The organism is Bacillus cereus group sp. BfR-BA-01430 (assembly GCF_022663115.1).
GTDB classification, from domain to species: Bacteria; Bacillota; Bacilli; order Bacillales; family Bacillaceae_G; genus Bacillus_A; species Bacillus_A cereus_BD.
In genome coordinates this window covers 584,503-605,641 of record NZ_JAKUEW010000002.1, presented here as the reverse complement: position 1 = coordinate 605,641, position 21,139 = coordinate 584,503, and the positions used below count along the sequence as shown (strand labels likewise).

Below are 21,139 nucleotides of genomic sequence, written 5' to 3'. Positions count from 1 at the left end.
TGGGGATGAATCGGTTTTTTCTTTTTGAAAGAAAATTCCCCTTTTACAACTTATGTTTGTTTTTGTATATAATTATCTTATCAAACATTTTTGTTAGAAATCTACTATGATTTACGTTCTTCTTCGCGTATTTTTCAAACATTTAAACATCATTTTATGAGTTTTTATATCAAAGGCAAAGAATACTATCAAGAAAAGATAAAAAATATTGACAACTAACATTTCTTATTATACAATTATCTCGAATTCAAGATAATTGAAAAGGAATTGATGCTATGGATAGGATGAATAATGAAGATTTGTCTTTAAAGTTATTCGTTATTTTTTCTCGTGCAGGGCAGTCAATAACGAAGCGTATTGAAGAAGATATAAAGGGATATGGAATTCATCCTACTGAATTTGCAGTTCTTGAGTTGCTATTTAATAAAGGGGATCAACCTATACAAAAAATTGGTGACAAAATATTACTTGCAAGTAGTAGTATTACGTACGTTATTGATAAGTTGGAAAAAAAGCAGCTTTTAGTAAGAAGGCCATGTTCTAACGATCGCCGTGTGACTTATGCTGCGATTACGTTAGAAGGAATTGAATTTATGAAAATGATATTCCCTAAGCATAAAAAGGCAATTCAACAAATATTTGATGGTTTAAGTCATGAAGAACAAAAAATGATGATTGAACAGTTAAAGAAATTAGGATATCATGCACAAAGTCTATAATTTTTTTAGGTTTTATCTCGATTTCGAGATAAAATAGATTTGGTTGAAGCTATAAAAACGAGTGTTCTTTTTATAGCATGCCCAAATTGTTATGAGCGTGTAGGGAAGAGGTCATTTGTATTTTTACAACTAATATCTCGAATTGAAGATAAAAAAATTCGAGATAAAATACATAAGTATGAATGCAACGATCCCTTATAGATAAGATTAAATATGAATGTAAAAAGAATAAGACAATCGTTACGTTTTAAATAATGAAATAAAAAAGGAGAGTATACAATGAATAAGAAAACGATGGGAATTCATCATATTACAGCAATTGTAGGTCACCCTCAAGAAAATGTTGATTTTTATGCAGGAGTTTTAGGATTACGTTTAGTGAAACAAACGGTTAACTTTGATGACCCAGGAACGTATCATCTTTACTTTGGTGATGAAGGTGGAAAACCAGGAACGATTATTACTTTCTTCCCATGGGCAGGTGCTCGTCAAGGAATCATTGGAGATGGTCAAGTAGGAGTAACTTCTTACGTAGTTCCAAAAGGTGCAATGGCATTCTGGGAAAAGAGATTGGAAAAATTCGATATTCCTTATACAAAAATAACTCGTTTTGGAGAAGAGTACTTAGAATTTGATGATCCACATGGACTACATTTAGAGATTGTGGAAAGAGAAGAAGGAGAAGTGAATACTTGGAATTTTGGTGAAGTGACACCAGAAGTTGCTATTAAAGGATTTGGCGGAGCAACTCTTCTTTCCTCTCAACCAAATAAAACAGCTGAGTTATTAGAACATGTTATGGGACTAGAAAAAGTTGGAGAAGAAGGAGATTTCGTTCGATTCCGTTCTTCAGCTGATATTGGAAATATTATTGATCTAAAATTAACATCGATTGGACGCGGACAAATGGGAGTAGGTACCGTGCATCATATTGCATGGCGCGCTAGCGATGATCAAGATCAATTGGATTGGAGCGAACATGTTTCGCGCTATGGATACGGTGTAACACCTGTACGAGATAGAAACTATTTTAACGCGATTTACTTTAGAGAGCATGGAGAAATCTTATTTGAAATTGCAACAGATCCTCCAGGATTCGCACATGATGAATCACAAGAAACAATGGGAGAAAAATTAATGTTGCCGGAGCAATATGAGCCACATAGAAAACAACTGGAACAAATGTTATTACCATTTGAAGTAAGAGAACTAGACTAATTTCATGAAGGGAATGATTTCTTTGCTATCGATAGATCCATCTCAAAATACAGAAAGAGAAAATTACAAATTTCTCATAGGGAGTATTATTCCAAGACCGATTGCTTTCGTTACAACACGTTCAAAAGACCATGTTTTGAATGGTGCACCTTTTAGTTACTTTAATATCGTTTCTTCTAATCCGCCAATGATTTCATTAGCCATTCAGCGGCCGGATGGAAGACAGAAGGATACAGCAAAAAATATTTTCGATAGCAAGGAATTTGTAGTCCATATTGTTGATGAACAAAATGTAGAAATGGTCAATCAGACAGCTGCTAATCTGCCACCAAACCAAAGTGAGATTGAATTAGCCCGTTTTACACCGGTAGAAAGTACAAAAATTTCTGTGCCAGGAGTGAAAGAGAGTAAAATTCGTATGGAGTGTGTATTAGAGCATTCTGTACAATTAGGAGGCATAGATTCGCCAGGGTGTGATTTCATTATAGGGAAAGTGGTTCAATTTCATATTGATAATGAAATCTATGCAAATGGAAGAATCGATCCAAAAGGATTGGCAGCAGTGAGCCGATTGGCAGGTCATAATTATGCTAAAATAGGTGATATCTTCTCGATTGAAAGACCTCAGTAAATGGGAAGAAAGATTCATAACGAAATGGAGAGAAAGCAATGTCCAATAAGATAGCAGGTATTCATCACATTTCTTCAATGGTAAATGACGCACAACGGACAATTGATTTTTATGCAGGAGTTTTAGGGTTACGACTTATAAAAAGAACAATTAATTTTGATCGCCCAGAAGTGTATCATCTGTATTTTGGGAATCAACCTGGCGAACCAGGAACGGTTATTACTTTCTTTCCGTGGCCTAAACAATTAAAAGGACGTATTGGAATGGGGCAAGTTGGTGTAACTGGTTATATGATACCAACTGGATCGATGTCATTTTGGGAAGAGCGTCTACAAAAATTTCATGTAGAGTTTCAAAAATCAACTCGGTTTGAAGAAACATATTTACAGTTTCAAGATCCAGATGGTTTGCAAATTGAACTTGTAGAACGTGATGGTGGTAACTCACAAAATGCTTGGAGTTTTGGAGGAATCGGAGTAGAAAATGCGATTCGAGGGTTTAGCGGCGCTACTTTATATTCTGCAAAGCCGAATAAAACATCAGAACTACTTGAACACATATTTGGACTAGAATGTATTGGAGAAGACGATGGCTTTTTACGATTTCAAGCAGAAGCGGACATTGGAAATATGATTGATATTAAATTAACCGCTTCTATTCGAGGGCTTATGGGAGCGGGAACCGTGCATCATATTGCATGGCGAGCAAGAGATGAAGAAGAGCACCAACAATGGTGGTCTATGCTGAAAGAAAAAGGATATTATCCAACTGAAATTCTTGATCGAAATTATTTTAAGGCTCTTTATTTTCATGAAGAAGGTGGCATTTTATTTGAAATCGCGACGGATCCACCAGGTTTTACAGTCGATGAATCGATAGATGCGTTGGGTGAAAAGCTTATGCTACCATCTTGGTTAGAGGAAAAACGAGACGAATTAAAAGAACTCTTACCTCCTATTGAGGTTCGAACTTTGGAAGGGGATCAATGATGAAACATATTTTTCATAAAGGAAAAGATTTAACAAAACCAACATTATTATTATTGCATGGTACAGGAGGAAATGAATTAGATTTGTTACCGCTTGCGGGCAGAATTGATGAGGAAGCTTCTGTATTAAGTGTACGCGGGAATGTATTAGAAAATGGAATGCCACGTTTCTTCCGTAGATTAGCAGAAGGGATTTTTGATGAAGAGGATCTTGTTTTGCGCACAAAAGAGTTAAATGAATTTCTTGATGAAGCGGCTGTAACATATGGTTTTGATCGAGACAACGTAATCGCAATTGGTTATTCGAATGGGGCCAATATAGCAGCAAGTTTGTTATTCCATTATCAAGATGCGTTAAAAGGAGCGATTCTTCATCATCCTATGGTACCAAGAAGAGGAATTGGGCTTCCTAATTTATTAGGTAAATCTGTATTTATTGCAGCTGGAACAAATGATCCGATTTGTTCACCAGAGGAATCAGAAGAACTACAAACATTGTTAGAAAAAGCGAATGCGAATGTAACAGTACATTGGGAAAATAGAGGACATCAGTTGACTGTAAGTGAAGTAGAAAAAGCAGCTGAGTGGTATCAAGATTTGCTGAATACGCTATAAAAGGTGGTAGCGTATTCTCCAAATCTTCTTGCAATCAAAAACCTACGGGAAATATCAATCATTTTCTGTAGGTTTTTTTGTTTATCCTGCTATTTTAGAGCAGTAAGACCTACTGTACGTAATAGCCAAAGTTTCACTTTATATAAGAACATAAAATGAGAGTAAGCGTATGAGGAATTATGTATAGAAGTGATCCGTGTCCTATTTACGTGAAATGAAAAAGACACTTTCTGTTTCTATAAGTACAGCTTATGTACGGGTGATGAATAAGTGTGCAGAAACGTAAAGAAGCGTAAAGAAGCGTAAAGAAGCGTAAAGAAGCGTTAACACAAATTATTTATCTCATGTTTATAAATATAAAATAAAATTCAAAAATATGAGCTGTATATTTGAATTTGCTTTAGTTTGTCGATATAATAAAGTCATAAACTTATTAATTGTAAGTTTTAGGTTTTGCATATTACATATTTATAAACCGAAAAATAATAACAGGATAAGGCAAAAGTAAGCAATTAAAACTATTTTTCTTTATATAAAAATATAATGTTTTATAGAAGGTTGCTTAAAGTGGGATGATAGAAAAATATATTTATTTTTCTATATATTTCATATTGTATTTATCCTGCAAAAATGGAGGTAGTAATGATGAAAGCAGCAGTATGGTATGGACAAAAAGATATTCGTATTGAGGAGAAAGAATTAAAACCTTTAAAAGACAATGAAGTAACTGTTCGTGTAGCATGGGCAGGAATTTGTGGTTCTGACTTACATGAGTATCAAGAGGGACCAGTTTTTGTACCTGTAGATGCTCCAGATGAGTTAACAGGAGAAGTTGCTCCAATCATTATGGGACATGAATTTGCAGGTGTAGTAGAAAAAGTTGGTCCAGCAGTAACAAAATATAAAGTTGGGGACCGCGTAGTTGTGAACCCTACTATTACACATGGTAACAAACCAGAAGACGTTGATTGTTATGACGGTTTCAGCTTTATTGGTTTACATGGTGATGGCGGTTTTACAACTTTTGCAAATGCTCCTGAACATAATATTTATAAATTACCTGATACTTTAACTTTACAAGATGGTGCATTAGTAGAGCCAACTGCTGTAGCAGTTCAAGCTGTTAAAGAAGGCGGCATGCAATTTGGTGATACTGTAGCTATTTTTGGTGCTGGTCCAATTGGTTTATTAACAGTTATCGCAGCAAAAGCAGCAGGTGCAAGCAAAATCCTTGTATTTGATTTATCTGAAACACGTCTTGAAAAAGCGAAAGAACTTGGAGCAACTGAAGTATTTAACTCTGGAAAAATTGATCCTGTTGAAGCAGTAAAACAACATACTCAAAATGGTGTAGATGTTACATTTGAAGTAGCAGGTGTTGCACCAACATTTAAATCTGCTATCGATGTTACAAGACCTCGTGGTACAGTTGTTATCGTTTCAATCTTTGCTCATTCAATCGACTGGAACCCAATGCAATTAACGAATACAGGTGTTAAAGTAACTTCAACAATTGCGTATACACCAACTTCATTCCAACAAACAGTTGATTTAATGGGAACAGGACAATTAAAACCTCAAGGTATTGTAACTTCACAAATTGAGTTAGATGATATCGTAGAAAAAGGTTTTGAAGCATTAACAAATGATAAATCACAAGCTAAAATTTTAGTTAAATTAAGTGGAGAAATGTAATTCAATATACTTTTCATTCAAGGAAGCCAGAAATGCTGTTTTGTTCAGCTTTTTGGCTTCTTTTTCTGTCTAATGATAATTTTTTCTTATTGATATGAAATAAAGTTATGATGATAAATATGAAAAGTTGTGAAATGTTAAATAGGTAAATTTTTATCAATTAATAACCGAATGTTTAGAGAATTAATTATTATAAAAAGCAATGTATATTTCACTAAAAATCTTTCCTTAAGGAAAGATTTTTTCTTTGTAGAAAAATCTAGAAGTTAATGAATATACACTTTTTGAAAAAAATGTAGATTGTCGTCTAATTTTATTCATTTACAGATAGATAGAAACAGCCTAACAATTGAAGGTGTACAAAATCATTAGAGGAGATGAGAATATGTTTAAAAAAATTGTTATGGGGACTTTATTATTTGGAGGAATGATTGGGATTCATTGTAATCCAGCATCGGCAGCTACAATACATTCAACATCAGAAGTAAAATCTGTAGATCGCAGCGGTTTATATGCCATTTCTTCGCCATGGCAGTATTTAGGTCAAACTTCAAGAGAACTTCAAATCAACACCAATGATCCAGAGATTTTAGCTGCTGAATTAGCGAAAGAAGCACCATTTTATGCGGACGAGTTGCTTACAGTATGTTCTACCATTTTAGACACACAAGTGAAAGTTGTATATTGGACAAGTAAGGAATGGGTAAGAATGCAAGATGGGAATTATATATTTAAACATGAAATTAAATTTTATAGAGATAAAGAACGCACGCAATTCATTACAGAAATGGAATCTTAGCTTCTTTTTTAATAGAGATTAGAAGAGAAATGTAGAAGAATCGTTATTTTGTATTATAAAAGATACGAATAAAATGAATTAGCTTAAGGATAAGTTTTGAATCACTGTTTTCAAAACTGACCCTTTTTTGTTTGTCATCTATCTCCTTTATTCTCTCTGAATAATGAGATAGAGCCTTACTGCTCATAAATAGCAGGATAAATGAAATATAATTATAGTACTACAAGAAAGAATGCACGTGTTAAGAGAGGAGGTTATTATGGAACTTTTTAGACAAAAAGTATTGCTATCTAAAGTAGCAATTCACGATTTAGATTTTATTTGTAGGATAGAGTGTGATTCGAATTTATGGTATTTTGAAGAATACGTAGAATCAGATGAAAATGTAATATATGAAGAGTATATAAGGAAAATTAAGGATCCGGAACAACCAACAAGTTATGATTTTATTGTAAGTATAGTTGTGGATAAGAATAAAATTCCAATTGGTTTAGCTCAAATATGGAATAATAGTGAATACAGAAAGAGTTGGGAAATAGGCTTTGCAATACTTCCAAGCTACCAGAGAAAAGGGTATGGAACTGAGGCAATTCAACTTTTATTACAGTTTGCTTTTGAAAAGTTAGACGCACATAAAGTGGTAGGAATGTGCAATGAGCATAATATAAGCTCGGCAATTTTAATGAAGCGTGTTGGTATGAGAAGAGAAGCTATTTTTAAGGAAGAGCTTTTTTGGCAAAATAAATGGGTTGATCAATATTATTTTTCTATTTTGGAAAGAGAGTATTTTGGTAGAAACTAAAATTCAAAATAAATTCAAATAAAAAAACCTCAGGCTTGCGGAAGTAATGTATAAAGTTTCTCTAAAGAATAAGTAAATATAGAAAAGCTCTTTATTTATATACAACAAAAAATATCATGAGTTGTTAAAAAATATTCACAAATTTTCATAGATTTGGTATGATTAAGTACGACAAGTTAATAGAGGCCGGAGATTTTGAGACAAGCCATAAAACAGTTTTTTGGGTGCTAGTAGTGCGCTCTAAAGCGTTTTATGGCTTTTTGTTTAGGAAAATAAGCACAATAGGGAATACGATTACGATAAAGAAAGGAGTGACGATAAGAAGGTTTTTAGTTACATAGAGTAGTAGATTGAAATGCTTTAGCAAGGGTGCAATGTTAGGATAGGTTTATAAAAACATATATGGGGTATTTCTTCTATTTCGTGCAAATCTCATTAACTTGTTGAAATTTGCAATATGGAAGGAAAGAAAAAAATGAAAAAGATAATAAGTTTTCTAGTTATTTTCTTGTTAATTGGGAGTTTTGTTTACGGGGGAACCGTTGATGCGAAAACAAATATGAAAAATAAGGTGCATTCAAATAAATTTTTAAATATTGCTCATCGAGGCGCAAGTGGACATGCTCCTGAACATACTTTTGCTTCATATGATTTAGTCAAAAAAATGAAAGCGGATTATTTAGAGTTAGATATTCAATTAACAAAAGATGGTCAATTGATTGCGATGCATGATACTGCTGTTGATCGTACGACAAATGGAACAGGTGAAGTGCGAGATAAAACATTAAGTGAAATAAAAAGTTTAGATGCGGGTTCTTGGTTTAATAAAGCTTATCCAGAAAAAGCAAAACAAGAATATGTGGGACAAAAAGTGCCTACACTTGAAGAGATCTTTCAAAAATACGGCAGAAGTATGAAATATTACATTGAAACAAAATCTCCTGATGTATACCCAGGAATGGAAGAGAAATTATTAGGATTGTTAGAAAAATATAATTTAGTTGGACAAAATATGTCCTCAAGTCGTGTTATGATTCAATCATTTAGCCAAGAAAGTTTAAAAAAGATTCATAGTATGAATCAAAACATTCCGTTAGTTCAATTGCTTTGGTACTATCCAAATGAAAAGAATGAAATTGTTGAAGAGTCAAAAATTACATCTGCGCCACAACATGTAACAAATAAAGAATTCCAAGAAATTAAAAAATATGCTGTTGGTATTGGACCGAACTTACGCAATGATAATGGAGAGTTAATCATTAATAAACTATATATGAAAATGGCTAGAGAGAATGGACTACTCATTCATCCTTATACAATTAATGAGAAAGAAGATATGAGACTGTTAATCGGATGGGGAGCAACAGGTATGTTTACGAATTACCCGGACCGATTACATAGTGTTTTAAAAGAAAAATAAAGAGAAATAGAATAAACGGTATACCATTTATCTTGAAGTGACCCCCGAAAGTTAGTCAGGTCGTTTCATTAGGCAGTCTCTAGGGTGCGAGCCCGGTAGTGTACAGGGCTCATACCCTTTAATTTTGTCTTAATTCTTTTATGATTATAGTAGTCTATGTACTTTGCTAATTCTTGTTTGAAATGTGTTATACTTTCAAATTCTTTTCGATACAGAAATTCTGATTTCATGATACCGAAAAAATTTTCAATAACGGCATTGTCATAACAGTTTCCTTTGCGAGACATACTTTGTGTTATGCCACATTTCTTAAGAGAATGACGATATTTTTTCATTCATGGCTGGATGCCCCTTTTTCTTTGATTTTAGGGCATCCAATCCTCCTGTTTCATAAGCTATTTTCCATTTCCGAAGTGTTTCATAAGACGGAATATTGAAAAGTCCCGCTGTTTCTCCGATAGATGTCCCTTGTTCATTCATATAATTAAGTACATCTAGTTTATACTGGGTAGAGTAGGATGTATAGCGTTTTTCAAAAGCATTTTCACCTGAAGATTCATATCTTCTAATCGACCCACGAAGTAAGCTAGGAGTAACTCCTATAGATTTAGCAATAGTTTTTCCACTTTCTGAACCATCTAAATATCGTTTCACCGCTTGGATTTTTTCTTTTGAAGAAAATTTAGCCATAAAACATGCACCTCCAATTGTTAGACACGGTCTAACAATTGGGGTGCACTTCATCTAGGTATACCTTTTATTCTATTTTCATTTCTTTAGAACACCTTAATTCACTACGCCTTTGAATACCTAAGAAAAAATGTCTAACTGTATCTTTCTTTTCGAGAATAAATATAGCGATGAAGAGGGGGACTGTTACGCCTACAATCGTATAAATTATATTTCCATAATCTATAAATTCAAGAAGAATTTTATTAACCCCTATGTGCATATACATAATTGCCATACTTTTGTTATTCATGAAAGAACAAAGTGATAGCATTTTTTTTGATTTTATAAGTTGAAATATTCCGCAATATGCTATCGTCATGATTAGCGGAATTACTATATCTAAACCATAATGATTATATGATACATATTTCATACTTAAATGATAATCCAGCCAATTTAGCTCTTGAATCGTAATCAGTCCCATAATCAATAGAGTGCAAAGTCCTGTAAGTACAGGGGGAATTTGTTTTAAATATGGTTTTACATAATATCCTATACAATAATATACAAGGGCAAGCATAGATACATCTATATTCCAAGGAATCCAAACGTGTAGAGAAGGCTCTAAACCGCCCAAGGTGCTAATATATCTCCCTTCAATATGCGATACTATATATAAGGAAGTAATAAATAATAAGCGGGTTTGTGTTCTTTTAAAAATAAGAAATATGATGAGGAATAATACTTGTGTAAAGAACAGACAAGTTATAAACCAAAAGACACCGTAATAGCTGGAAATAAATCTTCCACCGAATAGTACTTTTCCGATATCCTCTATATACCAACTGAAAGAAATATTTCCATGCATTAGCTCCTCTGCATAACGAATCATTGTAAAAAGGCCTAAATATGTTATATAAGGGATGAGTAGACTATGTGCTCTTTTCTTTAAATAAGGTCCGACTTGTGACCATTGTTTTACCGGTTTAGACACATAACCACTAAACAGAAAAAAGGCGGGCATATGAAACCAATAGATATAAGTTATAAAGTTATTATGATTATAAGCATGCCCAGCAACAACAAGGATGAGCGCAAACCCTTTTGCTGAATCAAGCCACAATTCATGTTTTTTATCTATCATGTTTTCACTCCCAAATTGTATTTACAACATCTATTTTAGAGGGAATGAAAGCAAATTTTCCAACATGTTATTAGAGCTTAAAGCGCTGGTAAGCAAATAGAAATATTAGTAATCAAATAATGATTTTGTAACGAAAGAGAAAGATACATTTACTGTCAGGAAATTCTCCTAATGGAATGACACATTTTCATTTATTTTATCAATAAATTTACGTAATGCATTTGAATAAAAGGTATCTTTGCGAACGATAAACATAGTAGGGACCTTCGAAACACTTTTTGGTAAAAGTGTAAGTTCAAAAGGATGTTCATTATTTTGAATGAGGGATTTGATCATGATTGCAACTCCCATACCTGATTTGACGCAAGCGAGAATTGCTTCAATCGTTCCAAATTCTAATACTCGTTTTGGAATAATTCCCTTTTCATAAGCCCATTTCTCAAATAAATTTCGATAATAACATCCTTGACTAAAAGCGAGTAGATTCATTTGCTCAAGTTCTTTTAGAGAGGATAAAGGCGATTTACTAATGATAACGAGCTCTTCTTCTTGAAAGAAAAAGGAATCAAGGTCAGCATGATGAACTTGACCAGCAATACATGCTCCGTCTAGTTTTCTTTCAAGAACGAGCTGAATTAATTGCTCTGTTGAGTGAGTTTCTAAAATAAGATCAACTTTGGAATACATGTCATAATAGGATGATAATATAGATGGAAGACGCACTGCCATTGTTGATTCCGTAGCTCCAATTTTTAATGTCCCTGTTGGATGCAATACATTATTTTGGACAGCTTGTATAGATTGATCCATTAAGGAAAGGATTTGCTGTGCATAAGACAATAAAATTTCCCCATTTGAAGTTAAGGAAACACCTTTTCCGTTACGGTAAAATAGCGGTACCCCAAGTTTGTTTTCTAATTGTTTCATGCGCATCGTTACATTTGACTGCACATAATTTAAGTTTTGAGCAGCGTGAGATATATTTTTTTCTTTCGCAACTTCGTAAAAAACAGTAAGATCTTTTATATCCATGGAAGACCTCCTAAAAGATATCAATTTTTTTGATGATTTTTATCATTAATACTTATTTTACATGATATCTGAACATTCATACAATAAAGAGTGTACAGGAGGGATGAACTTGTTAAAACAAGAAAAAATGACGGAGAGTGCTCATTTTTATAAATGGATTGTATTGCTTTTAGCGACAGGAGTGCAAGCTAGTGCAACGCTTGTTACATATGGTGTAGGATCATTATCTTTCTTTTGGGGAAAACTGTATGATTTAAGTGATATGCAGATGGGATTGTTGTTAACTGCTGTTAATATTGGACCGCTTTTTTGTATGCTTTTTGTAGGAAGATTGCTTGATCAATATAATGAGAAATTATTAATGGGAATGGGATCTATCTTACTTGGTGGATCTTTACTACTTGTTCATTTGGCGGATGGATTTATAGGACTATTCATTGTTCTTTGTTTTGTAGGAGTGTTCTATAGTACAGCGCAACCTGGTGGGAGTAAGGTCATTTTAAAATGGTTTTCAAAAGAAAATAGAGGGTTCGCTATGGGCATTAGGCAGGCGGGTATACCGATAGGAGGAGCTGTTGCAGGGTTTATCATTCCGTTTCTCTCTGTAAAATTTAGTTTATTGCTTGCTATATATGTGCTTTCAAGTATATGCGTAATTGGGGGGATTTTGTTTTTCCTGTTTTACAAAGAACCTTTTCATTCTTCTAGTGAGCGTATATGTAATAAGAAAAGCATTTCGTTTTTGCAACAGTTAAAGATGGTCGCAAGTAATAAAAAATTATATCCTGTTTTGTTTACTGGAATTTGTATGATTTCGTTACAACTGATTGTAGTGGGACACTTTATGAAATTTTTAATTGCTACAACTTTTATATCACCAATTTTGGCAGGAGAGATATTTTCCGTTATGTTATTTTGCGGGATGATTGGCCGCGTTGCTCTAGCGGCTATAAGTGATCGTCTTTATGGAGGAAATCGAACTAAGCCGTTAATGATTTCTGTATTTGTTGCATGTTTCTGTGTTATTGCTATATTAAATATCAAGATAATGTCAATCGGATATATATGGATTGTAAGCGGGTTGTTAGGCTTTTTTAGCCTTGGTTGGTTTAGTCTTTTTATCGTTGAAGTTACAGAAAAGGCTAAGGAAAATGAGGTTTCTTTCACGGTTAGTTTTGCTTTAACATTAAATCAAGTCGCAATTCTATTGGCGCCGCCTATATTTGGTTTTGTAGTAGATAAAGGTGGCTATACAGCGGCCTGGATTGGAATCGCTTTATGTATATTAGCATCAGGAATCAGTCTGTTTCTTCACTTGAAAAAAGAACATAAATAGAATATTTTTTTGCGATATACTACATGTTCCATTTTAATAGGAAAGATATATCATTTAATTTGTTTTATGTAATATTCTATTAACATGTATGTTTTTAGTAGGAATGTTACACGAAAAATTATGAATCGTATAGAAAGATAGAAATATAACGGGTACCGCTGTATGACAGGCACCCGTTATTTGGATTATAACGTTGAAAACTCTTCAACAAGTTTCTTAAAACGTTCTAACGCACTTTCAATTGGCTTTGGTGTTGTTAAATCGACACCCGTTTTTTGTAAAAGCTGAAGCGGATAATCGGAACTTCCACTTTTTAAAAATGCAATATAGTTTTGCTGGGCAAGAGGGTCGCCGCTTAATAATTGCTCGGCAATTTGGATGGCAGAAGCAAATCCTGTTGCATATTTATAAACATAAAATGGACGATAAAAATGTGGGATTCTCGCCCAACCATATTTTACTTCTTCATCAAATACAACGGCTTCTCCGTTATATTCTCTAAATAATGTTTCGTATACTTCGTTAAAACTTTGGGCATTAAGCGGTTTGCCTTCTTGTGCCATTTCATGTGTAATTTTCTCGAATTCTGCAAACATAACTTGTGTAAAGAAAGTGCCTTTAAACTTTTCGATAAAGTGATTGATTAAATGGTTACGCACATCTATATCTTTCGCTTCTTTTAATAAATGATGAATCAGTAATACTTCATTTACGGTTGAGGCAACTTCTGCAACAAAAATGGAGTAATGGGCAGAAATTCTCGGTTGGAAACCATGGGAATAATAAGTGTGCATGCCATGTCCACATTCATGCGTCAATGTAAAGAGACTATTTAAATCATCGTTATGATTTAAGAGAATAAAAGGGTGAACATCGTATAAACCGAAATTATAAGCACCAGAACGTTTACCAGGTAGTTCTCTCACATCAATATAGCGTTTATCTTTAAAACTTCGAAGTGTTTGAAGGTATTCTTCGCCGAGTGGGGATAGCGCTGTAAGCATGATTTCAAATGCTTCTTCATAAGAGATATCTTGTTTCACACCTTTCACTAAATCTACATTTAAATCGTATTGTCGTAATTCATCTAGTTGTAATTTTTCTTTTCGTAAATTGTTATATGTATGAAGCGATGCAATATTTTGTTTCGTTGTCTCAATTAAAGTATCATATACTTCCTTTGGAACATTGTCGCCGAATAAAGACTTTTCTAAGGCAGAAGGATAATTTCTAATTTTTGAAATGGTAACATTATTCTTTATTGCCGCTGATAAAGTGGAAGCAATAGAGTTTTTCAGTTGTATATAAGGTTGATAGTACGCTTTATATGCTTCTTTTCTTTTATCCCGATTTTCATCTTTTATTAATTTCGCATACATGCCGCGTGTTAAAGGTACTTTTTTTCCATCATTTGCTGTAACAGTTCCAAATACAATATCTGCATTGTTAAGCATACCGTATGTATGCTGAGGGGAAGAAAGAGCTTCACCCATTTGGGACAAGATTTCTTCTTTATCTTTATTTAACACATGTTTTTTATAACGATATAATTCTAATAAATCTTCTTTATAATATTGTAGGCCCTCGTTTTCTTCTATATAAGAATGTAACGTTTTCTCTTCTATACTAAGTAAAAATGGAGAGAAAAAGGAGCTTGCTGCACTGATTTTTACATGCAATTGCGATGCTTTGTCTAGAAGAGACTGTGCCTTTGTATCACGTGTGTCAAGGTCTGACTGAAGGCGTGCATATGCATAAATGAGACTGAATAAACGAGATATTTCTTCGCGTTTCGTTAAGTAGGCAAGGAGACGATGGCTATCATGAATATTCCCATTGAATGTCTGTAAGTCGTCTACGAATGTTTCCACCTTTTGATAGTCATTTTGCCAGTCTTGAATTGTTTGATAAATATCCGTTAAATCCCATTTTTCTTGATCGGGTACGTCTAATCTACTTTTGAATGTTGTCATAATCATGTCCTTTCTAATGATATAGTTTATCTACTCTCTATATAACTATGAAATACAACAAATTGCAAAAAATACCTGCTATATATAAAAAGTCTTGTCAGAAGCGACAAAACCTTTTAAAGATAAACTATAATCGGATGCCAAATATTGAATACAGTAGGTTTGAATATTGCTGCTTTGTTATCTTTTCTTTTCTCTTTTCGCCTTGTTTCGTTACAGTTAAGTTATCTTTTGTTAAAGAAACATGCCCGTCAGAAGTTAGTTTTGCGATAAGAGGTACTTTATTAAAAGGAGAGTCTTTATGTTCGACAATTGTTTTTTGTGCTTCATTTACAATGTTCTCATCTACTTTTTCTATATAAAACGCATACCCTAAAGACCACTCCTGAGAGGAAGCAGCATCTAGCAATTCATTATTTATTCTCATTTCTAAAACATAGTTTCCTTTTGCAGTCGTTTCTTTTCGGATACGATAGTCGCCTGTAACAGAATGGACGATTTCACCAGAGAAAGGAACAGGTGCAAGCGGAAGGTATGAGCCAAAACCGACTTCAATTAAATAAGATTGATTGTTGTGCTTTAGAACAGTTGCTATATGTCCAGAATCGACAGCCCAAGTAGACGAAGCAGCATTATAAACGGTCCCAGATACGAGATGAACATCAAATCCGCAATCTTTAAGGAAATAATACATCATTGGACCCAGTTCATAGCAGAGTCCACCTCGGTTATTTACTAAAATTTTTTCTTGGAGATGTTCTTTTGATATTTCTTTCACTTTACCTTGAATAATATCCAAATTCTCAAATGGAACTGTTTGCGCCATCGCGTAAAGGATTTCATTTAAATCTTCAAATGAAATCGATTCTTTTTCCTTTATATGCAATCTAGAGAAGAATTGTTTTTGGAGATCTGTCATGGGAATCACTCCTTATTTTTGTTATATACTTATTGTACTGAAAGTAAGGAAAGAAAGCATCTGTCATGCATGGGGTGAAGTATACTTACGATGAAAGCATGACAAAATGACACCTTTACATGGATTGGAACATATAGTATGATAATTGCAATAAATTAGATTTTAATGAGTGGAAATAAATGAATGAGAGGTGCTTTTTGTGAGTGTGGTAGGTTCTAAATAGGAACAATTGAATGAAATAAAGCTGGTAATAACAAGGGGAATTTTCTATTAAGTATACCCCTTAGTTTGCCGTGGATTTATTTCGAAACCCTATGAAGATACCTACTATACTTTATAAGCGTGTAATGATGATGGGATTGCCATGTTTTTTATGGTTTCTTTCATTATATTTTACACATGCCTTGTAAATGTAACGAAAGCTGCGGTATCTCCGCAGCTTTTTTGCGTCTATTTGAATAAACCAAAATATATGACCAGCTCATTAAAATGTAATGAGTAGGTATCTTCATTTATGATGTGAATCAATCATAGTGAGGAGAAATGAAAGTGAATCAAATGACTTTTGAAAAGTTACAGTATAACGAGTTGAAGGACATTGTTAAATCTTATTGTGTGAGTGGGTTAGGAAAGCGATTATTGGATCAATTAGAGCCAAGTACGAATATAAAAGTAGTACGAAATCGATTGAATGAAACGACGGAAGCGCGAGCGATATTAGATGCGGAAGGGCATGTACCTTTTTTAGGTATTTCTAATATTGATAACATCATGCAAAAACTAGAAAAAGGAATGATTCTAGAGCCAAGCGAGTTCGTGATTGTTGCAGATTTTTTACGGGGCTGTCGCAAGATTAAAAAGTTTATGTTAGATAAGGAATTTTTTGCGCCAATGCTCGCAGCGTATGCAAATTCTATGTCCGAATTTAAAAGCATAGAGGAAGAAATACAATTTTGTATAAAAGGAAACCGTGTTGATTCTGCTGCAAGTAAAGAATTAAAACGGATTCGAAATCAAATAAATTCGGTAGAAGAAAAAATAAAAGAACGATTAAATAAATTTTTAAACAGTAGTGCAAATAAGAAGTATATACAAGAATTCTTTATTAGTAAAAAGGACGACCGATATACGATTCCAGTGAAAGCGTCTTATAAAAATCAAGTTGCAGGAACAATTGTTGCAGTTTCTTCTAAAGGGTCTACTGTTTTTATAGAACCAAATACTGTTACAAAATTAAACGTGGAACTGGCAAGCTTACAAGCAGAAGAAGCGATGGAAGAATATCAAATATTAGCAACTCTCTCAGGAATGATATTAGAAAACATATATCAAATCAAAATAAATATAGAGCTAATGAGTCAATATGATTTAGTATTTGCCAAAGCAAAATTTAGTAAGCAAATTGGCGGAATAGAACCAAAGTTAAATGATTACGGCTATATAAAGTTCGTTCATTGTAAGCATCCGCTTTTATCAGGAGAAGTGACACCGCTAAATTTTGAAATTGGTCAAAAGTATCGAAGCTTAATTATTACAGGACCAAATGCTGGTGGGAAAACGATTGTTCTGAAAACGATCGGATTGTTAACATTAGCGGCAATGTCGGGGTTTCATATTGCAGGAGGGCGAGAAACGGAGATTGCTGTTTTTGAACATATCTTTGTAGATATCGGTGATAATCAAAGTATCGAAAATGCGCTTAGTACCTTTTCATCTCATATGAAAAATCTTTCTGAAATCATGCGGAGAGCAACGAATCATACACTGTTATTATTCGATGAAATAGGAAGTGGAACAGAGCCAAATGAAGGGGCAGCTCTTGCGATTTCTATTTTAGAAGAGTTTTATCATATGGGCTGCATCACTGTTGCGACGACGCATTATGGCGAGATTAAGCGATTCTCAGAAATGCATAGTGACTTTATGAATGCAGCGATGCAATTTCATAGTGAAACATTGGAACCGATGTATCAATTATTAATTGGAAAGTCGGGAGAAAGTAATGCGCTTTGGATTTCTCGAAAAATGAATGTACGAGAACATGTATTGCAAAGAGCAAAAGATTATATGGAAAATAAAGAATACCGTTTAGAAAAGCTACATGAAGGAAAAGTAAGAAAACCTAAAATTGTAAAGCAAGCGGTAGAAGAGGCATATGCATATAAAAAAGGGGATCGCGTGAGATTATTAGATGATGATGACTTTGGAATTATATACCGAGAGAAAGATAAATTCTCCAATGTTGTCGTATTTTCCAAAGACCGGTTTATAGAAGTAAATAGTAAACGGATCGCTTTAGAGGTAGAAGCGAAGGAGTTATATCCAGAAGGTTACGATTTAGATACGTTGTTTGTAGATTATAAAGAACGAAAAATGCAGCATGATATAGAGCGTGGATCAAAAAAAGCTTTGCGTAACATTCAAAAAGAGATGAGAAAGAATAAAGGTTGAGAGGCTATAATATGGGTTGTTGTTTCCGATGAATGGAAAGGTTTCATAAAATGATTGTATGGGATTCAGAAGAGAATATGTAAGGAAACATTATATTCTCGGTAGTAAAAAAAGGTGGCATCCTTTGTTAAGGAATGCCACCTAAATATTTTGTAAATCAGTGCTAGTCGTTTATATTTATAAATTTCTTATACGAGAGGCCCATGATTTATTTGAGTGAGTGGTTCATTAATCTCGAAAATTTTTCCATTTACATCGGCGATTCCAAAGTCAGCTAACCTTTTCGTATGCATATCTAAATATTGTTTAGCTGTTTCTTTTGTTTCGAACATATAAATTCCACCCGCTTCATTTGTTTCTGGATTTTCTGTCCAAATTTTCCATATGAATCCTTTTTCTTCATTGATACTTTTTGCTAAATCAGAAAAAGCCTCTGCCATTTCATTTCCGAATGGTCCTTGCATTTTGAAATCAACTTGTAATATATATGCCATTGTAATTCTCCTTTGTAATTGTATAATGTATGAAACATTCCTATAGTTGCTGTTTTACAATTCTCTTTTTATAAAACATGCTTCTCCTAGTATTTCTTTTTTCGAGTAAATGAGAAAGAGCGGGTTGTTATTTTGGGCGAAGCGCCGTTACATTTAGGACTTGTTTGAGTCCGTTCACATAATGTTTTAAAGAAAGAACGCCAACAAGCTTTACACCTCTATTTTCTTCATTCAGCATAATAACAGTAGGGACCCCTCTTACATGTAATTTTGTAACGAAATCAAAAGCCTTTTCTAACAATGCTTTCGCATATCACAATCAATGATTAACATGTCATAAGGATATTGTTCTATCCAACGTTGCTCCCAAGGGATTTCTACTTATTGGCAGATTGGAAACCTCCGAATGTTTCCTTATCCTAAGTTAGAACGAATATTTCTTTACGAATTCATTTCCATACCACCAGATACAGGAAGATAAGTTCCTGTAATAAAGGCGCTTTGATCACTTGCAAGGAATAAGGCAGTACGAGCAATATCCTCGGGATTTGCAATTCTTCCTAATGGAGTAAACATCGCTACTTTTTCCTTTTCTTCTACAGGAGTATATTTCGTAGCAGCTGTTTCAACCATACCAGGTGATATTGTATTTGCTGTAATATGATATGGGCCTAGCTCTTGAGATAGGTACTTTACAAAGGAATTAAGCGCTCCTTTTGCTGTTCCGTGTGCAATAAAGCCAGGCATAGGTTGGTTACTTAAACCACTTGAAATATAGACCAACTTTCCATATTTTTGTTTTTTCATAATAGGCAATACTGATTTTGTGGAAATGAAAGCAGCTTTTACTTCTTCTTCAATTTTAGGGCGAAATTCATCCCATTCCATATCAGAGAAGGGTTTTATAGTAAATCCAATTGCTGCATTACTTACTAAAATATCAACTTTTTTAAAATGTGAAATCGTTTGATCTACGAGAGAATTCATTTGTTCTTGATTTCTAACATCAGCTTGAATAGCGATTGCTTCTCCGCCTTTTTCATGGATCGATTCGATGACCTCTTTTGCTGCCTCTGTATGATTCATATAGTTTACAACTACTTTTGCCCCATATTGAGCAAATAATTTTGCTGTTGCAGCTCCAATTCCTCGGCTTGCTCCTGTTATAATTGCTACTTTCCCATTTAGCATAAACAATTTCCTCCTTAGTATATCTTTTGAAATGAAAGTAATGGATATGATTAACTTATGAAATATAAATAAAGTGAAACTTTAATCAGTGGGGGCTTCATCCTCCGCTGATTATGAGTCATCATCAATCAGGCTATTACGTATCTTCCTTGCTTTTCTCTGAATCTTGAGGTGGGAGTCTTACTGCCTTAAAATAGCGGGATAAAAATATATGCTACAGCATATATAAAATAATAATTTGATCCGTATAAATAAGTTGTCCTTTATACGGATCAATTAGGAATAATGTGTATCATATAACTTATTTAATAATAATTTTAGCTGTTGCGTCTCTTCTGTACTTAAATTACTCGTAACGAACTGATGAGCTTCTTTTACAACAGGTAGGACAGACTTTTTAATCGCTTCACCTTTTTCTATTAAAAATAGGTAATGAGAACGTCTGTCTTGATTATGAAAAGTTTTTTTGACCATTCCTTTTTTCTCCATTGAATGTATCATTCTTACGACAGTCGTTTGATTCTTATCAATGGCTTCTGCCAGATCTTTTTGAGTTGTTCCTTTTTGGCTAGAAAGAACACTCATAATACTCCATTGTTTGGGTGTAACTCCATAAGGTTTTAACCTTTTCGTAAAATAATTTGTCATTTTGACATCTGTACGATGAATAAGATATCCAATTAAATTATGTAAGACCATATATCACCTCTATGATAAATATACATCATCTAAATCGAGGCCACTGAAAAAGTCCACCTAATAAGAAAAAGGAGACCACCACCTACTATATACAGGTGATGGTCTCCTTTGCGTTTTCTATATATCGATAAAATGCACGTTATTTTTTCAAAGTAATCACTTTTTCAGTGCCTTCTCTAAATCCAGTAAATCTTTAAATACTGAAAATACATGCTATAGCATATATGGTGTAATAAATTCTTTTCCTTGTCAAACCATTCGTTGTATAAACGAAGTAAAAGTAGAGATCATTGTCTATTTGGGTAAAATTGACAAAAATGTACATATGATTTGCAGGAAAA

20 protein-coding genes and 1 pseudogene are annotated in these 21,139 nt (G+C 33.7%); 11 read left to right on the top strand and 10 right to left on the bottom strand.

Translation table 11 applies throughout. The features are described 5' to 3' along the window. Positions 1-275: 275 nt before the first annotated feature. From MR058_RS07455 to MR058_RS07415, 9 genes are all read left to right on the top strand, one after another. On the top strand, positions 276-719 hold the full coding sequence (locus MR058_RS07455) for a MarR family winged helix-turn-helix transcriptional regulator (RefSeq protein WP_242143362.1): 444 nt from the start codon (positions 276-278) through the stop codon (positions 717-719). Between the two features lie 279 nt (positions 720-998). Continuing rightward, entirely contained in the window at positions 999-1,937 is a 939-nt protein-coding gene (locus MR058_RS07450) for a ring-cleaving dioxygenase (RefSeq protein ID WP_242143361.1), read from the top strand. A gap of 22 nt (positions 1,938-1,959) precedes the next feature. Continuing rightward, positions 1,960-2,568 (top strand): flavin reductase family protein, encoded by a 609-nt coding sequence (locus MR058_RS07445; protein WP_242143509.1) that lies wholly within the window; start codon positions 1,960-1,962, stop codon positions 2,566-2,568. Between the two features lie 38 nt (positions 2,569-2,606). Continuing rightward, entirely contained in the window at positions 2,607-3,557 is a 951-nt protein-coding gene (locus MR058_RS07440) for a ring-cleaving dioxygenase (protein ID WP_242143360.1), read from the top strand. Beyond that, the gene (locus MR058_RS07435) at positions 3,557-4,171 is read left to right on the top strand and encodes an alpha/beta hydrolase (RefSeq protein WP_242143359.1); all 615 of its coding nucleotides are present in this window, start codon (positions 3,557-3,559) and stop codon (positions 4,169-4,171) included. Before MR058_RS07440 ends, MR058_RS07435 begins: the two co-directional genes overlap by 1 nt. A 645-nt stretch (positions 4,172-4,816) precedes the next feature. Next, complete coding sequence (locus tag MR058_RS07430) at positions 4,817-5,866, top strand: 2,3-butanediol dehydrogenase (RefSeq protein WP_242143358.1); 1,050 nt, start codon at positions 4,817-4,819, stop codon at positions 5,864-5,866. Between the two features lie 385 nt (positions 5,867-6,251). After that, a complete protein-coding gene (locus tag MR058_RS07425) occupies positions 6,252-6,665 on the top strand; it encodes a hypothetical protein (protein ID WP_242143357.1) in 414 nt (137 codons plus the stop codon). A gap of 259 nt (positions 6,666-6,924) precedes the next feature. Then, a complete protein-coding gene (locus tag MR058_RS07420; RefSeq protein WP_242143356.1) occupies positions 6,925-7,467 on the top strand; it encodes a GNAT family N-acetyltransferase in 543 nt (180 codons plus the stop codon). A gap of 475 nt (positions 7,468-7,942) precedes the next feature. Continuing rightward, the gene (locus MR058_RS07415; protein WP_242143355.1) at positions 7,943-8,887 is read left to right on the top strand and encodes a glycerophosphodiester phosphodiesterase; all 945 of its coding nucleotides are present in this window, start codon (positions 7,943-7,945) and stop codon (positions 8,885-8,887) included. Between the two features lie 68 nt (positions 8,888-8,955). Here MR058_RS07415 and MR058_RS23625 read toward each other — a convergent pair. The 4 genes and pseudogenes from MR058_RS23625 to MR058_RS07400 all read right to left on the bottom strand — a co-directional run. Then, positions 8,956-9,222: pseudogene (locus MR058_RS23625) on the bottom strand (IS3 family transposase); the annotation flags it as partial. Continuing rightward, on the bottom strand, positions 9,197-9,577 hold the full coding sequence (locus MR058_RS23620) for a transposase (RefSeq protein ID WP_396021426.1): 381 nt from the start codon (positions 9,575-9,577) through the stop codon (positions 9,197-9,199). The pseudogene MR058_RS23625 and the gene MR058_RS23620, both read right to left, overlap by 26 nt. Positions 9,578-9,644: 67 nt before the next feature. Next, positions 9,645-10,703 (bottom strand): acyltransferase family protein, encoded by a 1,059-nt coding sequence (locus MR058_RS07405; RefSeq protein WP_242143354.1) that lies wholly within the window; start codon positions 10,701-10,703, stop codon positions 9,645-9,647. Between the two features lie 168 nt (positions 10,704-10,871). After that, positions 10,872-11,735, bottom strand: a complete 864-nt coding sequence (locus tag MR058_RS07400; protein WP_242143353.1) for a LysR family transcriptional regulator — start codon at positions 11,733-11,735, stop codon at positions 10,872-10,874. 109 nt (positions 11,736-11,844) lie between these two features. Between MR058_RS07400 and MR058_RS07395 the strand changes: the two genes are divergently transcribed. Further along, positions 11,845-13,071: an MFS transporter gene (locus tag MR058_RS07395; RefSeq protein WP_242143352.1), complete on the top strand. Its 1,227-nt coding sequence runs from the start codon at positions 11,845-11,847 to the stop codon at positions 13,069-13,071. Between the two features lie 185 nt (positions 13,072-13,256). On the opposite strand, the gene pepF is transcribed toward MR058_RS07395, so the two are convergent. Both pepF and MR058_RS07385 read right to left on the bottom strand, forming a co-directional pair. Then, a complete protein-coding gene (gene pepF / locus MR058_RS07390; RefSeq protein ID WP_242143351.1) occupies positions 13,257-15,044 on the bottom strand; it encodes an oligoendopeptidase F in 1,788 nt (595 codons plus the stop codon). A gap of 127 nt (positions 15,045-15,171) precedes the next feature. Then, positions 15,172-15,963 carry an arylamine N-acetyltransferase family protein gene (locus MR058_RS07385; protein ID WP_242143350.1) on the bottom strand — a complete coding sequence of 264 codons (792 nt, stop codon included), beginning with the start codon at positions 15,961-15,963 and terminating at the stop codon, positions 15,172-15,174. A 549-nt stretch (positions 15,964-16,512) separates the two neighbouring features. On the opposite strand from MR058_RS07385, the gene MR058_RS07380 reads away from it, so the two are divergent. Beyond that, positions 16,513-18,414, top strand: a complete 1,902-nt coding sequence (locus tag MR058_RS07380) for an endonuclease MutS2 (RefSeq protein WP_242143349.1) — start codon at positions 16,513-16,515, stop codon at positions 18,412-18,414. Between the two features lie 188 nt (positions 18,415-18,602). Here the strand turns inward: MR058_RS07380 and MR058_RS07375 are convergent, their stop codons facing one another. The 4 genes from MR058_RS07375 to MR058_RS07360 all read right to left on the bottom strand — a co-directional run bounded on the left by MR058_RS07375 (position 18,603) and on the right by MR058_RS07360 (position 20,798). Then, entirely contained in the window at positions 18,603-18,908 is a 306-nt protein-coding gene (locus tag MR058_RS07375) for a monooxygenase (RefSeq protein ID WP_242143348.1), read from the bottom strand. Between the two features lie 127 nt (positions 18,909-19,035). Then, entirely contained in the window at positions 19,036-19,209 is a 174-nt protein-coding gene (locus MR058_RS07370) for a hypothetical protein (protein WP_242143347.1), read from the bottom strand. Between the two features lie 140 nt (positions 19,210-19,349). Beyond that, positions 19,350-20,099 carry an SDR family NAD(P)-dependent oxidoreductase gene (locus MR058_RS07365; protein WP_242143346.1) on the bottom strand — a complete coding sequence of 250 codons (750 nt, stop codon included), beginning with the start codon at positions 20,097-20,099 and terminating at the stop codon, positions 19,350-19,352. A gap of 276 nt (positions 20,100-20,375) precedes the next feature. After that, the gene (locus MR058_RS07360) at positions 20,376-20,798 is read right to left on the bottom strand and encodes a MarR family winged helix-turn-helix transcriptional regulator (RefSeq protein WP_242143345.1); all 423 of its coding nucleotides are present in this window, start codon (positions 20,796-20,798) and stop codon (positions 20,376-20,378) included. Positions 20,799-21,139 lie beyond the last annotated feature (341 nt).

Coding starts and splice junctions, on each gene's coding strand:
- MR058_RS07455 (WP_242143362.1), top strand. CDS start 276: ATGGATAGGATGAATAATGAAGATTTGTCTTTAAAGTTATTCGTTATT.
- MR058_RS07450 (WP_242143361.1), top strand. CDS start 999: ATGAATAAGAAAACGATGGGAATTCATCATATTACAGCAATTGTAGGT.
- MR058_RS07440 (WP_242143360.1), top strand. CDS start 2,607: ATGTCCAATAAGATAGCAGGTATTCATCACATTTCTTCAATGGTAAAT.
- MR058_RS07435 (WP_242143359.1), top strand. CDS start 3,557: ATGAAACATATTTTTCATAAAGGAAAAGATTTAACAAAACCAACATTA.
- MR058_RS07430 (WP_242143358.1), top strand. CDS start 4,817: ATGAAAGCAGCAGTATGGTATGGACAAAAAGATATTCGTATTGAGGAG.
- MR058_RS07425 (WP_242143357.1), top strand. CDS start 6,252: ATGTTTAAAAAAATTGTTATGGGGACTTTATTATTTGGAGGAATGATT.
- MR058_RS07420 (WP_242143356.1), top strand. CDS start 6,925: ATGGAACTTTTTAGACAAAAAGTATTGCTATCTAAAGTAGCAATTCAC.
- MR058_RS07415 (WP_242143355.1), top strand. CDS start 7,943: ATGAAAAAGATAATAAGTTTTCTAGTTATTTTCTTGTTAATTGGGAGT.
- MR058_RS23620 (WP_396021426.1), bottom strand. CDS start 9,577: ATGGCTAAATTTTCTTCAAAAGAAAAAATCCAAGCGGTGAAACGATAT.
- MR058_RS07405 (WP_242143354.1), bottom strand. CDS start 10,703: ATGATAGATAAAAAACATGAATTGTGGCTTGATTCAGCAAAAGGGTTT.
- MR058_RS07400 (WP_242143353.1), bottom strand. CDS start 11,735: ATGGATATAAAAGATCTTACTGTTTTTTACGAAGTTGCGAAAGAAAAA.
- pepF (WP_242143351.1), bottom strand. CDS start 15,044: ATGACAACATTCAAAAGTAGATTAGACGTACCCGATCAAGAAAAATGG.
- MR058_RS07385 (WP_242143350.1), bottom strand. CDS start 15,963: ATGACAGATCTCCAAAAACAATTCTTCTCTAGATTGCATATAAAGGAA.
- MR058_RS07375 (WP_242143348.1), bottom strand. CDS start 18,908: ATGGCATATATATTACAAGTTGATTTCAAAATGCAAGGACCATTCGGA.
- MR058_RS07365 (WP_242143346.1), bottom strand. CDS start 20,099: ATGCTAAATGGGAAAGTAGCAATTATAACAGGAGCAAGCCGAGGAATT.
- MR058_RS07360 (WP_242143345.1), bottom strand. CDS start 20,798: ATGGTCTTACATAATTTAATTGGATATCTTATTCATCGTACAGATGTC.